This is a genomic window from Mucilaginibacter sp. A3364, from assembly GCF_059690715.1.
The window spans coordinates 986,541-1,001,116 of sequence record NZ_JCAWED010000001.1 but is presented as its reverse complement, the minus strand read 5'-3'; the positions used below and the strand labels follow the sequence as shown (position 1 = coordinate 1,001,116).

The 14,576-nt window shown below is 43.1% G+C and carries 16 protein-coding genes; 12 read left to right on the top strand and 4 right to left on the bottom strand.

The window, feature by feature from the left end; translation table 11 throughout:
* The first annotated feature begins 92 nt into the window (after positions 1-92).
* The 5 genes from AC59JT_RS04430 (at position 93) to AC59JT_RS04410 (ending at position 5,187) form a co-directional block, all read left to right on the top strand.
* Positions 93-431 carry a BlaI/MecI/CopY family transcriptional regulator gene (locus AC59JT_RS04430; RefSeq protein WP_497399333.1) on the top strand — a complete coding sequence of 113 codons (339 nt, stop codon included), beginning with the start codon at positions 93-95 and terminating at the stop codon, positions 429-431.
* Complete coding sequence (locus tag AC59JT_RS04425; protein ID WP_497396402.1) at positions 428-1,693, top strand: M56 family metallopeptidase; 1,266 nt, start codon at positions 428-430, stop codon at positions 1,691-1,693. Before AC59JT_RS04430 ends, AC59JT_RS04425 begins: the two co-directional genes overlap by 4 nt.
* A gap of 24 nt (positions 1,694-1,717) precedes the next feature.
* Complete coding sequence (locus tag AC59JT_RS04420) at positions 1,718-3,802, top strand: M56 family metallopeptidase (RefSeq protein WP_497396401.1); 2,085 nt, start codon at positions 1,718-1,720, stop codon at positions 3,800-3,802.
* A 106-nt stretch (positions 3,803-3,908) separates the two neighbouring features.
* Positions 3,909-4,748 carry a hypothetical protein gene (locus tag AC59JT_RS04415; RefSeq protein WP_497396400.1) on the top strand — a complete coding sequence of 280 codons (840 nt, stop codon included), beginning with the start codon at positions 3,909-3,911 and terminating at the stop codon, positions 4,746-4,748.
* A gap of 64 nt (positions 4,749-4,812) precedes the next feature.
* Positions 4,813-5,187, top strand: a complete 375-nt coding sequence (locus tag AC59JT_RS04410) for a hypothetical protein (protein WP_497396399.1) — start codon at positions 4,813-4,815, stop codon at positions 5,185-5,187.
* A gap of 74 nt (positions 5,188-5,261) precedes the next feature.
* Here AC59JT_RS04410 and rsmG read toward each other — a convergent pair whose 3' ends face one another.
* From rsmG to AC59JT_RS04395, 3 genes are read right to left on the bottom strand one after another with little or no spacing between them, the layout of a single operon-like run.
* Positions 5,262-5,891 (bottom strand): 16S rRNA (guanine(527)-N(7))-methyltransferase RsmG, encoded by a 630-nt coding sequence (gene rsmG, locus AC59JT_RS04405; RefSeq protein ID WP_497396398.1) that lies wholly within the window; start codon positions 5,889-5,891, stop codon positions 5,262-5,264.
* Positions 5,881-6,486, bottom strand: coding sequence for an RNA polymerase sigma factor (locus tag AC59JT_RS04400; RefSeq protein WP_497396397.1), 606 nt, complete (start codon positions 6,484-6,486; stop codon positions 5,881-5,883). The genes rsmG and AC59JT_RS04400 overlap by 11 nt, the downstream gene beginning before the upstream one ends.
* Positions 6,477-7,595, bottom strand: a complete 1,119-nt coding sequence (locus tag AC59JT_RS04395) for a glycosyltransferase (protein ID WP_497396396.1) — start codon at positions 7,593-7,595, stop codon at positions 6,477-6,479. The genes AC59JT_RS04400 and AC59JT_RS04395 overlap by 10 nt, the downstream gene beginning before the upstream one ends.
* Before the next feature lie 231 nt (positions 7,596-7,826).
* Between AC59JT_RS04395 and tgt the strand changes: the two genes are divergently transcribed.
* The 4 genes from tgt to AC59JT_RS04375 all read left to right on the top strand — a co-directional run bounded on the left by tgt (position 7,827) and on the right by AC59JT_RS04375 (position 12,059).
* Complete coding sequence (gene tgt, locus AC59JT_RS04390; RefSeq protein ID WP_497396395.1) at positions 7,827-8,957, top strand: tRNA guanosine(34) transglycosylase Tgt; 1,131 nt, start codon at positions 7,827-7,829, stop codon at positions 8,955-8,957.
* Entirely contained in the window at positions 8,957-10,060 is a 1,104-nt protein-coding gene (locus AC59JT_RS04385) for an LptF/LptG family permease (protein ID WP_497396394.1), read from the top strand. Before tgt ends, AC59JT_RS04385 begins: the two co-directional genes overlap by 1 nt.
* A 47-nt stretch (positions 10,061-10,107) precedes the next feature.
* Positions 10,108-10,962 carry a DMT family transporter gene (locus AC59JT_RS04380; RefSeq protein ID WP_497396393.1) on the top strand — a complete coding sequence of 285 codons (855 nt, stop codon included), beginning with the start codon at positions 10,108-10,110 and terminating at the stop codon, positions 10,960-10,962.
* 815 nt (positions 10,963-11,777) lie between these two features.
* Positions 11,778-12,059, top strand: coding sequence for a LapA family protein (locus AC59JT_RS04375; RefSeq protein WP_497396392.1), 282 nt, complete (start codon positions 11,778-11,780; stop codon positions 12,057-12,059).
* 57 nt (positions 12,060-12,116) lie between these two features.
* Here the strand turns inward: AC59JT_RS04375 and ispE are convergent, their stop codons facing one another.
* On the bottom strand, positions 12,117-12,920 hold the full coding sequence (ispE, locus tag AC59JT_RS04370; RefSeq protein WP_497396391.1) for a 4-(cytidine 5'-diphospho)-2-C-methyl-D-erythritol kinase: 804 nt from the start codon (positions 12,918-12,920) through the stop codon (positions 12,117-12,119).
* 126 nt (positions 12,921-13,046) lie between these two features.
* Between ispE and AC59JT_RS04365 the strand changes: the two genes are divergently transcribed.
* Genes AC59JT_RS04365 through AC59JT_RS04355 form a run of 3 tightly spaced genes read left to right on the top strand, consistent with a single transcriptional unit; the run spans position 13,047 to position 14,526 of the window.
* Entirely contained in the window at positions 13,047-13,841 is a 795-nt protein-coding gene (locus tag AC59JT_RS04365; protein ID WP_497396390.1) for a thymidylate synthase, read from the top strand.
* A gap of 10 nt (positions 13,842-13,851) precedes the next feature.
* The gene (locus tag AC59JT_RS04360) at positions 13,852-13,983 is read left to right on the top strand and encodes a hypothetical protein (RefSeq protein ID WP_497396389.1); all 132 of its coding nucleotides are present in this window, start codon (positions 13,852-13,854) and stop codon (positions 13,981-13,983) included.
* Positions 13,984-14,043: 60 nt separating this feature from the next.
* Positions 14,044-14,526, top strand: coding sequence for a dihydrofolate reductase (locus AC59JT_RS04355; protein ID WP_497396388.1), 483 nt, complete (start codon positions 14,044-14,046; stop codon positions 14,524-14,526).
* Positions 14,527-14,576 lie beyond the last annotated feature (50 nt).

The window sequence follows — 14,576 nt, the reverse complement described above, 5'->3', positions numbered from 1 at the left end:
ACTATAAAAATAGTTCTACCTTTATTAAACTATAAAAATAGTTTGCTATGACAATGAATATTAAGGAACTAACTAAAGCAGAAGAACAGGTAATGCAAATACTATGGCAATTGCAGGAAGCTATAGTAAAAGACATTATTGCCGAGATGGACGAACCCAAGCCGGCTTATAACACGGTATCAACCGTTGTGCGTGTGCTGGAGGGTAAAGGTTTTGTTGACCATAAAGCTTACGGCAATTCGCACGTGTACTTCCCGCTTATCAGCGAGGCACAATACCGAAAGTTTACTTTTGATAAGATGATGGGCAATTACTTCAGCAACTCTTATCAAAGCCTGGTATCCTTCATTGCCAACGAGAAAAAGCTAAGTGTAAAGGAGCTTGACGAACTGACCAAATTAATTGAGGACCTTAAAAACAAGAAGCAATGAACTGGTTGTATTACTTAGCCGAAGCCAATTTATACCTGGCTGTTTTTTACCTGTGCTATCAATTGCTGTTAAAACGCGAAACGCACTATACGCTTAACCGTGTATTCCTGTTGTTAAGCTGCATTGTATCGGCAGTACTGCCACTTATCCAGCTTGATTTTTTGAAAACCGAAGAGGTATTTGTAAACGGAATAGCTTACATCAGCGAGGCTGAACCCGGTTTTACCTGGCAGGATGGTTTAATTTATAGCTACTTTACCGGCGTATTTATACTAAGCATACAGTTTGCAGTTAAACTATACCAGTTACAAAAACTGACGCGCCGCACCGTTACGGTTACCGGGGATTATAAACTGGTATATGTAAACGATACCGACACTGCTTTTTCATTTTTTAACTACCTGTTTATAGGCACGCAAGCCCCACAAACCGATCTGATCACACATCATGAGCTGGTACACATAAGGCAAAAACACTCGGCAGATATTGTGTTTATGGAATTGTTCAAGATCGTAAACTGGTTCAATCCCCTGGTTTACCTGCTGCAAAACAGCTTGAAAACCGTACATGAGTACATTGCTGATGAGCAAACCGCCGGCCATGCTACGGATGCGGTCTCCTACTCTACCTTCCTTGTTAATAATGCTTACGGCTTAACGGGATCGTCTATAACACATTCCTTTTATAATTATAACCTACTTAAAAACAGAATTATGATGTTAAATCAAAAACGTTCGGGCAATTTAGCCAGGCTAAAATACCTGTTAGCGCTGCCGTTGTGTGGCGCCATGTTATGCCAGTCTACCCTGGGTTTTAGCAAAACCTATGGTATTATTGATATAGGTACCAAAAAAGCTAACACGGTTGGCGATACTATTATCTCGCCGAAAGCGCCTAAACCCATAGTTTCTAAAGTAAAGTTTCCGCCCCCGCCGCCGCCGCAACCACCCCTTACAGCGCGAGCCGGCAGTAAAGCCAGACGATTACCGCCACCGCCGCCCGAGCCACCAAAAGTGAAGCGCACCAAAGTAACTGATGCTAAACTGCCGCCACCACCGCCGCCAAGAGCGCCGCGCGCTAAAAAAACGGCAGCATTACAGGAGATACGTATTGAAGAACCGGTTAAAGCTAACAGTCAGCCTGTAAATGAAATACGTATTGAAGAACCGACAAAGACCGACACTAAACCGCTAAAAGAGGTACGTATCGAAACTGCAAAAAAGAGCGACGGAAACACTTTCAGCACCGCACCCGGAAATTAAACCAACTAAACCTGAGAAGAAATAATGAACTGGTTGTATTACTTAGCAGAAGCCAACGCGTACCTGTGTGTATTTTACCTGGCCTACTGCCTGCTGTTTACCAAAGAAACCTATTACCAGCTAAGCCGCGTTTACCTGCTGCTTAGTTGCATTGTGGCATTTGTGCTACCGGTTTTGCAGTTAGGGCGATTGAAGCCTGTAAACATAGCTCCGGCAACTACCGTTAGCTACGTTTTACCCGCTGAACAACCTGCTGGGTACACAAGCAATGTGGTAAGCACGCCTGTTGCTATTGAACAAAGCCTTGCCTGGACCGACTACCTATGGTATGCCTATGTAGCCGGTGCTGCTATACTATTATTAGTGTTAATGGTGAAGCTATATACCTTATATAAATTGATTAGCAATAAACAGCGTGTGGCACAGGATGGACATCAGGTAGTTTATTTGCCCGAATCGGATGTGGCGTTCTCGTTCTTCAATTACCTGTTTATAGGTACCAATGCCCGCGGCGCCAACACCATTATCAGGCATGAATTGGTGCATATCAATCAAAGGCATTCGGCTGATATTTTGTTCCTGGAATTGCTCAAGATCATCAGCTGGTTTAACCCCTGCATCTACCTGCTGCAAAACAGCCTGAAAACCATCCACGAATATATTGCCGACGAGCAAACCGCCGCGCAGGAAAGCGATGCCCTTACCTATTCATCGTTTTTAGTAAATAATGCTTATGGTGCGGGCGGCTCTTCGCTTACGCATTCCTTCTTCAATTATAATCTACTTAAAAAACGTATCATCATGTTAAATCAAAAACGTTCGGGTAATTTGGCAAGGCTGAAGTACCTGCTACCTGTGCCGCTGTGTGGGGCACTGTTATGCGCATCAACCCTTGGGTTTAGTAAAGATTATGGGTGGATTGACCTTGCACCTGCAAAAACAGCTGAAATAAAACAACCTGCCCGGATAGCGTTTACAGAAGATCCATCCCCGCAGAAAAAACCGCTCCCTACCCCGCCGCCGCCAACTATCACAAAAAACGGTTATGAGGCACTTGCTGATCATTTCCTGTATAAAACTGATTTCAATGTGGCTGTGAAGGATAAAAACGGATCGATAGGCATAAGTTTTATGGTAAAAAACAATCATAAAATAAGCGATGTAAAAGTTATCCGGTCGGCAGATAAGGCCCTTGAAGCTACAACACTTAACACTCTGAACCGCTTTAGCGGCACCATTAATGACAAACCCGGATTACACCATATTTTGGTTAGTTATTACGCACCTTATGGTAGTAAAGCAGTTGCAAATAATACTGATAGAACGCCTTATGATGTAAGCGTGGTTATTACGGCCCCGCCACCGCCACCTGCTCCACCCAGGCCTAAGGTTGAACCGGTAAGATTTCCGGCACCGCCTAAACCTAAGGTTGACCAGGTTAAATTTCCGGCACCTTTAAAACAAGGCAGCAGCTATGGTAAACTATTGGTTATTAACGGCAAAGTGGACAATAGACCCAACGGCGGCGTAACCACCGATGGCGAGATAACCTACATTAAAGCCGATGACGCCGAAGCCATAAAAAAATGGGGCGCCAAAGCTAAAAATGGCGTGGTGATAGTTACAGGAAAAAATGTTAGAGTGATCCCACCAAAACCTAAAGTTGACCAGGTACGATTTCCGCCCCCGGTGCTTGCAACCTACAAATTAGACTCATTAGGCTTACTCTATAAAGAAGTGGCCAACAATATAAAATATCCAAAGGGCGATAAAGAAGGCAACATTACCGGAAAGGTATTCGCCACCCTTGCTTTTGGCGAAGACGGTAATATATCATATGCGCGTATTTTAAGGTCGCCGTCAAATTCACTTGGCACGGAAGTATTACGTGTAATAAAAGGCCTTACTAATAATACTGGTTTAAAAGCCGGTCAACTATACACCATGCCTGTACATTTTATGCTTGATGATGACGGCGCAGATCGATATCCTGCACAAAAAGAAGCACCCGTTGATTTAACTTATAATCCTAAAGGACTAAACTTTGAGAGCAGTAGTGCTTTAGTTTTAAGTATGGTTGTGATACGGGGGTACGCCCCCGGCAAATAAAACAAAAATGCCGGCCAAGCGCCGGCATTTTTGTTTTATATCGCTCCCAAACTAATTGAAACCTTATCGTCAAAATTGTACATTTGAGTAAACAATTTTTCTCGAAATGAAAAACCCTGCGCTTATCGCTTTCACTATTTTATCAATCTTATGGACCGCAACTATCGCGACAGCACAAAAATTACCCGCCCTACAAACAGCCAGCTTGCGCCCACCCGCAAACCTTAAAATTGATGGTAAAGCAACCGAATGGGGTAATAAATTTCAAGCCTATAACAAAAAGGACAAGCTGTTTTATACCATTTATAACGATGACAAAAACCTTTACCTCACCGTTAACACGACCGATTATTTAACCATAAACAAAATAAGCCAGGGCGGTATTACCTTTACCGTAAGCCCAATACTCGACAAAAAGCAACGCGCAAAAGCAACCAACAATGCCGAGGTGAGATACCCATATATCAGCCTGAATGCCACTAACAACGGCTCGGGTATGGCTAACCGGGCACGCGAGTATTACAATCTTAAAAAAGACAGCGTGGTTAACAAACCCTTGCTTGATTCGCTGGTAGCAATGTCTAACTTAAAGCTTGCCGAAGTATTTAAAGAGATCCGCGTGTTAGGCATCCCGGCCATTACTGATACCGTTATATCTATCTATAATACCGATGGTCTTAAAATAGGATCATCCTTCGATAAAAACATGACGTTTACCTATGAGTTGGTTATACCGCTGAAACACCTCAACCTGTCAACCGCAGCGGGCGCTACATTTAGCTATAATATCAAACTTAAAGGCGCCCCTACCAACGAAGAATGGCGCGAAGTAAACAAGTATCCCCCACCGACAATAAGGGCAAATCCCGGATCGCGCGCTTTCGACGACTACCAGTACCTCAACAGCGTAACCGATTTTTGGGGCGAATATACTTTGGCCAAGTAACAACAATTGGCCCCGTTTTGCGTTTATTATATAACAAATTGTTTGTCTCAAAAACGCATCACCTATGTCGCACAAAAAGAAAAACATTAAAAAAGCCACGGCTAAATTGCTGTTGGCAGGCGTGTTAAGTTTTAGCGCTATCACCATCGCATCACCGGTTATGGCGCAGGTACCTACCCCGCCGCAAGGTCCGCCGGCTGGCGCGGGCGCACCTAAACCGCCGCCATCACCTGTCGAACTTTTTGACGGTATCTTTAAAAAGAAGAAAAAAGCTAAAACAGATAATAAACTGGATACCAAAGTGGAAGCTCCGGCACCGGGAATAGCCCCGGGTACGCCTCCTGCAGGCGGGCCTCCGGGCCCACCAAACCCGCTTAACCTGTTTAAAAAGAAAAAAGGAGGTTCGGTTTTACCACCGCCACCGGGAAGTAAGTCATAATTGTCATTCTGAGCATAGCGAAGAATCTTATCGCTTATACAAGATCCTTCGCTACGCTCAGGATGACAAAGTTTTTACTGGGCTTTAACGTAAATAACCTGCTTGGTTTCGAAAAACTCTTCGGTAAAATAGTCTTTCAAATAGTATTGAGCCACTTTAAGGCCCGATTCTGCAATCTCTTCGGCAAGGTCGCCGCCTTTAAGGTATAGTACGCCGTTGCTTAGCGCATTCTTATCTTTATTGCTGAATTTGTTTCTTATCCAGGGATAAAACTCACCCAGGCGGGTTACCGCGCGCGATACCACGAAGTCGAATTTCTCGTTCACCTGCTCGGCGCGTAAATGCTCGGCACGTACGTTTTTAAGGCCTAAAGCCTTGGCCACTTCCGTCACTACTTTTATCTTTTTGCCGATAGAATCAACCAAATAAAACTGGACATCCGGAAACAAAATAGCTAGTGGAATGCCTGGGAAACCACCGCCTGTACCCACATCCAACACGCTGCTGCCGGGGGCAAAAGTCATCACTTTAGCTATACCTAAGCTGTGCAGTACATGGCGTTCAAACAGTTGGTCGATGTCCTTGCGGGATATGACGTTGATCTGGTTATTCCAAAATTCATACAAGGCAGGCAATTGTTCAAACTGCTGCTTTTGGGTATCGGTAAGATTGGGGAAATGCGTAAAAATGATATCAGATGTCATCCCTCTTGAAACGGTTTAAAATGTTACCAAGCAGGTACCTGGCCCTAAATAATTGCGCTTTAACGGTACCTAAAGGCAGGTCGAGCTGTTGCGCTATTTCTTCGTACGATAGTTCGTCAAAGTAGCGCAGCGTTATCAAATTACGGTAGCGTGGCGGCAAACTTTGTATCAGTACTTTAAGTTCTTCGGTTTGTTGTTTTTTGATGGACGACTCTTCCGGGTTTAAGGTATCAGCTTTTATTTGCAGCTGTTTTTCTTCGCCCTCGTCATCTATCATACCATGTATTGAGGTGGTATTCAATTTTTTCTTGCGGATAAAATCGATACAGTTATTGGTAGCGACCCTGAAAAGCCAGGTACTAAAAGCGTACTCGGGCTGGTATTTTTCTAGTTTTTCGAAGGCTTTGGCGAAGGTCTCAACGGTGAGGTCCATAGCGTCCTCCTTGTTGTTCACCATTTTAAGCACCATAAAATATATGGAGTCTTTATATCGATGCATCAAATCGGCATAAGCCTTCTGGTTCCCTTCCCGGGCTTTTACAACCAGGTGAAAATCATTCTTCGCATTTTCGGTAAAATTCGAGTTTATTTCCATTGGGTGGTTTTTACAAAGGTGCCTATAGTGCCAAAAACGTTGATATAAATGTAATAAACAAAATCTAAAAACGGCAAATACCACAACTGCGAACCTGCCCCAAGCTTATTAAAAATTTTGCGGTATATAACTACCTGTATTATCCACCTAAAAACGAACAAACCTAATGCCAATAATGGCTCAAAGTAATAAGCCAAACAGCATATAAATAATATGTAGAAAAAGAACCCGCTTAAGGCATCAAAACTCAACATACGGCGGTGGCTATTGCGGTACAATTTACCCACACCCATGTGCCTTTTCTTTTGGCGATATAGCGCGCCGAAACTATCTTTTGCTGCAGTATATATAAAGGTATCGGGGTGGATCTCAATCGTGGTATTATCTGCTGTAGCATTTTGGTTAACAAACAGATCATCATCGCCCGATAAAACGTGCATGTGCGCCGCGAAACCTTTATTAGCAAAAAACAAAGTTTTGGTATAGGCCAGGTTACGACCAATGCCCATGTAAGGATCATTGTTCAGCGCAGCTGATAAATAATTAATCCCCGTTTTAAGCGTCTCGAAACGGATCAACGAGTTTAAAAAACCACCTGTTTTATAATAAGGCGAATAGCCTAAAACTATCTGTGTATTGCCTGTAAACCTGGCAGCCATACGGGTTATCCAATGCTTACCGGCCGGCATACAATCCGCATCGGTAAACAATAAATGTTCATTTGCGGCAGCTTTTATACCTAATGTTAAGGCGAATTTTTTGCCCGTTTTAAAGCGCGCATGCTCGGTTATGGTAACCACTTTAAGATGCGGATAGTGCTTTTTAAAGTTATCTAATACATCATCAGAATCATCAGATGAGCAATCATTGATCACCACTACCTCAAAATTGGGGTAATCCTGCTCCAGTATAGCGGGCAAATATTCCTGCAGATTTTTGCTCTCGTTACGTGCACTTATAATTACCGAAACAGGAATTTGGGCATCCGGAAGCTCCTCTTCGGGCTTGTAAGATGCCAGCGAATTATGATTACTGATTAAATAGTACAGCTGTACAATAAAAGTCAGCAGAAAAATAACAAATACAACTATACGTATGTACGTTTCCAAACTGATATAAAATAAGCCGCAAAGTTGGGAAAAATTTGTGGGAATTTAGGGCTAGATAATGGCCGATTATCGCTTAGTTTTTTGATTAATTTATCGATTGCACTAATCGTTTTAATACACCTATATATATAAGGTATAAAACAGGCAATAATTAACCCGTCTATTCGCTATGCTATCAAGACTTTAATATCTAATCTTCAATAGGTATTCACTACCTTTGTATCCACAAAAATGAAATTTAAATTAGAAGCACAAGATCCGTTATCAAAGGCCCGCGCGGGTGAGTTAGTGACCGATCACGGAACGATTGAGACGCCTATTTTTATGCCTGTTGGTACAGCAGGAACTGTAAAGGCGGTACACCAACACGAGTTAAAAAACGATATTGAGGCCCAGATCATCCTGGGAAATACTTACCATTTATACCTTCGCCCGGGGCTTGATGTGATAGAAAGCGCCGGCGGATTGCACAAATTTAACGGCTGGGAAGGCCCTATTTTAACCGATAGTGGCGGCTACCAGGTATACAGTTTAAGCGAAGTACGTAAAATTAAGGAAGAGGGCGTAACCTTCCGCTCGCATATCGACGGGTCAAAACACCTGTTCACGCCCGAAAATGTGATGGATATTCAGCGCACAATAGGGGCCGATATCATTATGGCTTTTGATGAATGTACCCCTTATCCATGCGATTATCGCTATGCGGCACGTTCTATCGAAATGACCCACCGCTGGCTTAAACGCTGCTGCGACAGGTTTGACAGTACCCAGCCAAAATACGGCTACAGCCAAACACTTTTCCCTATTGTGCAGGGTTCTGTATACAAAGATCTGCGTGTAAAATCGGCCGAAGTTATCGCTTCTTTCGAGCGTGAAGGCAACGCTATAGGGGGCCTTTCGGTAGGTGAACCGGCCGAAGAAATGTACGCCATGACAGAAATTGTGTGCAATATATTACCGGAGCAAAAACCACGTTATTTAATGGGTGTAGGCACACCGGTTAATATATTGGAGAATATAGCTTTAGGTATTGATATGTTTGACTGTGTAATGCCTACCCGCAATGCCCGCAACGGTATGTTATTTACTAAAAACGGCATCATCAACATCAAAAACGAGAAGTGGAAAAACGACTTTTCGGCCATTGAAGATGACAGCGATTTATTTGCCGATAAACAATATACCAAGGCTTATTTACGCCATTTGATACATAGCGGCGAGATGCTGGGCGCGCAAATTGCCACCTTGCACAACCTGCATTTTTACCTGTGGCTGGTTAAAGAAGCCCGTAAAAAGATCATCGCAGGCGAGTTTTACGACTGGAAAAAAGTAATGGTTAACCGCCTTGCCCAACGTTTATAATGAAGCGATTTTTGAACAGGTACATAGGCATAATTGACAGGTATATTATAGGCAAATACCTGGGCACTTTTGTGTTTACATTGGTAATCATTATCGTGATATCTGTGGTTTTTGACATATCTGAACACATGGATAATTTCCTGTCGCATAACGCTACAGTTTATGATATAGCCTTTAAATATTACGCCGGTTTCATACCCTTTTTTATGGATATGTTATCGCCTTTGATCACCTTTTTGGCGGTAATTTTCTTCACCGCGAAGATGGCAAACCAGACCGAAATTGTACCGATTTTGAGCAGTCGCGCAAGCTTCATGAGGTTCCTTCGCCCCTATTTTATCGCGGCTTCTATCGTCTTTATTGTATCACTTTTAGCCAAGCTTTACCTCATTCCGTACACCAATAATTTGAAGGTTACCTTTGAAAATGCCAACGGTTTTAACGGCGAAAACAACGCCAAAAACGAGGTGCATTTGCAGCTGGATAACCACACTTTTGTGTACATGCAATCGTACGATAAGAACACAAATGTGGGCTATCAATTTGTGCTGGAAAAGTTTGACGGAGACCTGCTACGCGAGAAAACTGTAGCCAATAATGTGACCTATGATTCGTTAAAAAACAAGTGGACTTTGCGCAATTATTCTACCCGCTATGTGAACGGATTGCGGGAAAGTTTCGTTGCCGGCAAGCCTGATAAGGACACCGTTTTGGCCATTAAACCGGCCGATTTTGAGACCTTCAGCAACACCTATTCGGCCATGTCAATGACCGAATTAAACAAGCGAATTGACATGGAAAGGATACGCGGAGCAGGCGATTTAAAGGACATGTTGTTTGAAAAATACCGTCGTTTTATATACCCTTTCGCGTCATATGTACTTACTTTAATTGGCGTTTCTATCGCCTCCAGGAAGGTGCGCGGGGGCATTGGTTTACCCCTTGGTATCGGCCTTTTTCTGTGCTTTGCCTACATCGTGGTGGATAAATTTTCGCTGGTTTTTGCCATCAAAAGCGACCTTCCGCCGCTAATTGCCACCATTATCCCTAACGGTTTATTTGGCTTATTAGGCTTATATTTGCTGTATAAAGCACCGAAATAAGCATGAATTCAGGCTCCACGAGAATCGCTTCTATCAATAAAAATCTTTTGATACTCCATTTTACGGTGTTTATATGGGGTTTTACGGGCATTTTAGGCAACTTAATTACCGTTTCGGCAGTACAATTGGTGTGGTATCGCGTGTTAATTGCGGCATTATCGCTGTTTTTGTACTTCAAATTTAACCGCACGGCTTACAAAGTTGGGCCAAAAACACTGGTAAAATTGCTGCTTTGCGGCGCTTTGGTAGGCGCGCATTGGATACTTTTTTTCGCTTCTATCAAGCTTTCTACCGTGCCGGTTGCCCTGGTTTGCCTCTCGTCCATGACGCTTTTTACTGCCATTTTGGAGCCGCTCATCAACAAAACCCGCATCTCAAAACTGGAAATTGTTGCGGGAGTTTTGATCATTATCGGCATCGTTGTGATTTTTAAATTCGAAACTCAATACACTAAGGGTATCATAGCCGGCCTGGTAAGTGCTATTTTAGCCAGCCTTTTCTCCATTATTAACGCCAAATTAGTGCAGGATTACGAAGCCCCCGTGATCGCCTTTTACGAAATTTCGGGTGCCTTTTTATGGAGCACCATCTACCTTTTTGCCACCAATGGGTTTGACGAAAAGATGCTTTTACAACGCAGCGACATTGGCTATTTGCTGCTGCTCGGCACCGTCTGTACCTCGCTCGCGTATGTAGCCGGCGTGTCTGTAATGCGCGAACTTTCGGCCTTCCGTGTGGCCCTCATCACCAACCTGGAGCCGGTATATGGCATCCTGATGGCCTTCCTTTTTTTTGGCGACATGAATAAAATGACGACAGGATTTTGGGTGGGTGCTACCGTTATTCTGTCTACCATCTTCCTGTTTCCGGTAGCCCAGAAGCGCCTGCAGAGACGGAAATAATCTTTAGTTTTCTCATACTTAAGTTTCCATATTCGCTCCAAACATCAGGGTAGGGGATGAATATCGCATGCTATCAAAAGCATTTTAAGCCCTTCTGAGCCACTTTCAATTTTCATGACCTTGTATACAGTTTATAAAAATTGCGTTGATTCTGGGGCAAATTTTGACAAACAATTTGTGTACTGAACTCGCGTTTTATTGAATTCATTAAATTGTACAATATCCGTCGCAAATTGGGCTTGCTAAACCAAATTAAAATTTTTCACATCTTATTTATATAAATCATATTTTGCATTGATAATCAATATAATATAAGATTTATATAAATTAAAAATTCACAAAAGATTATCAAACTCCCCTTCCAAAATACTAACAAATTTAGTAAATAAGGTTATACTGATATTTTGAATCAAATAATTAACTAATAATCAAATATTTAAATGCAATTATTTAACTAAAAAATTCGCTAATGAATTTCTGATCGAAATTGAGAAGACTTAGTGTACTGAAATGGCAAAATTGAAAAATAGCGGAAATTACAGCATGTATTTGACGATCATCAAAAAACTCAAAATGGTGTTAGGTAGCCCGGATTTTTTGAGGTCTGCAAGTGATGATGACCGTGGATACCAATCCCACAATCGTGCCAAAAAAAGCATCTGAAATTTGAGGCCATTTCCCGACAGGTATTGATGAGCCGTTTTATAAAAATAAAAGTGACCCCTCCCCCTTAATTTTGACACCGGGCACAATAATTCAATTTTTATTAGCGCGATAAAAATTGCATATTGGTACAACATAAAAACAAAAACACCATGCGCATCACCACCATGATCATTGTTGTGATCACTGTACTACTCACCATCATATTAATGCAGAATACCGACAAGGTAACTTTTGATATTTTGTTCTGGTCATCGCGAATGTCAAAACTGGCAGCCCTGGGAACTTTTGGCCTGGCGGCATTTATTTTAGGCGTGCTGGTTGGCCGGCCAAAACGTGCCCGGGCAATTGGCGGCGGCTACCATGAAGACGATGTAGACAACGACAAGCCCGATACACTAAGTGATGAGGACAGAGACTACATAAGCCACTAACAAAAAACGGAAGCCCGACAACGAGCTTCCGTTTTTTGTTTCTATGTGTCTTAAATTTTAAATGTTGTAAAAAACCTGGTTCTCATCTTCCAGGTGGCTCAGATCCGGCGTGGTGTTAAAGATGCCGAACACCGATGCCCCGCTTCCGCTCATGCTGGCGTAGATGGCACCGGCGGCGTAAAGCGCGGCCTTCACTCCTCTTATCTCCGGGTGGTTTGGAAATATATTTTTTTCAAAATCATTTTTGATGGATTTTTTCCAGCCCTCGATCGGCGTGCTGATGAGGTCGTATAACGACTCTTTGGTAGGCTCGGGTTTTACACCCCTGTAGGCCTCGGCGGTTGAGACATGGACCGGAGGCATCACCAAAACAATTGCGTAGCCTGAGAGGTCTAATTTTACGTCCTCAAACTCATCGCCAATTTCAAAGGCGAACACCGGTTTGCTTTCGATAAAAAAGGCGCAGTCGGCACCCAGGCGGCGGGCGTAGTTTAGTTGCTTATTAATGGTGAGGCCGAGGGCAAATTTTTCATTCATCAGTTTGATGAAAAAAGCGGCATCAGCAGACCCTCCGCCAAGCCCCGCGCCTATCGGAATATTTTTGTGCAAATGAATTTTTACGGGTGGCAGATCGAAGTCTTTTTTTAGCATGTGGTAACCCTTCACGCAAAGGTTGTCATCCATGGTTCCGGGGATGTCCAAACCCGACGACGAGAAGCTCAATTCATCGCTCTCGATCACCTCCAGGGCGTCGTTAATTTTGACAGGATAAAAAATGGTTTCGAGGTTGTGGTAACCGTCGGCACGGCGTTCGGTAATGTTAAGGCCGATATTGATTTTTGCGTTTGGAAATACGATCATGTAGAATGATTAACACGGCATGTATTTATGCACATCCGTAGGAAACCAAAATTAGATTATTTTTATTTGCAGATGGAATTGATTTAACATTCAATAATTCCATCATTCACTAATTCGCACATTAACATGAAACAGTATCTCGACCTTATGCGCCACGTTATGGAAACCGGCACCCAAAAGCATGACCGTACCGGCACAGGCACCATCAGCGTATTTGGTTACCAGATGCGTTTTAATTTGCAGGACGGCTTCCCGTTGGTGACGACAAAAAAGTTACACCTCAAATCTATCATCCACGAGCTGATCTGGTTTTTGCAGGGCGATACCAATATTGCCTACCTGAAAGAAAACGGCGTACGCATTTGGGACGAGTGGGCCGACGAGAACGGAAACCTTGGCCCGGTGTATGGTTACCAGTGGCGATCATGGCCTACACCCGATGGCGGCCACATTGACCAGATACAACAGGTGATTGACCAGATCAAAAAAAATCCGGATTCGCGCCGTATCATCGTATCGGCCTGGAACGTGGCCGATGTTAACCAGATGGCCCTGCCTCCATGCCACATGCTATTCCAGTTTTATGTTGCCGATGGTAAACTGTCATGCCAACTGTACCAACGCAGTGCCGATATATTTTTGGGCGTGCCTTTCAACATCGCGTCATACGCCCTGCTCACCATGATGGTGGCCCAGGTTTGCGGCTTAGAGGCCGGTGATTTTGTACACACCTTTGGCGATGCCCACATTTACAATAACCACCTGGAGCAAGCCAAACTGCAACTAAGCCGCGAGCCACATCCGCTACCAACCATGAAGATCAATCCGGACGTGAAAGATATTTTTGATTTCAAGTTTGAGGATTTTACGCTGGAGAATTATGAGGCTTGGCCGCATATTAAGGGCGCAGTAGCTGTTTAATGTTTGTAATATGAAGAAGCAAAAATTAAACGCCCAAGACATCGATAAAAAGAAAAAGGCGGAAGAAAATAAAAAGCTTAAAAAATTCATTGATAAAGTTTTCATTGAAGACGATAATCTTCTTAGAAGACTCGCCCAATAACCCCACGCGTCATTGCGAGGCACGAAGCAATGACGGCTTTTAAAAATCGACAATAAATCCATGATCGTATCATCTATAGTAGCCATAGCACAAAACAACGCCATTGGTAAAGACAACCAGTTACTCTGGCATCTACCCAAAGATCTCAAGCATTTCAAAACCATAACCAGCGGGCATACCGTTATTATGGGGCGCAAAACGTTTGATTCGGTAGGTAAACCGTTGCCTAACAGGCGCAATATTGTGGTAACGCGCCAAAACTTGGAAATTGAGGGTTGCGAGGTGGTAAATTCTGTAGAAGCCGCTTTGGGTTTATGTGCCAATGAAGAAGAAGTTTTTATTGTTGGCGGCGCCGAAATTTATAAACTAGCCATGCCGCTTACCGATAAAATTTATTTAACTGTAGTACATCAGGATATTGAGGGCGATACTTATTTCCCTGAAATAAAGGAAGATGTGTGGAAAGAGACCGCGAGGGAGGATCATGAACCTGACGAAAAAAACGCACTTCCGTTTTCTTTTATTACTTTAGAACGCGCCTAACAACAGGAAGGATTATTTTGTTTGAAATTAAAATTTCATGCTACCAAAAT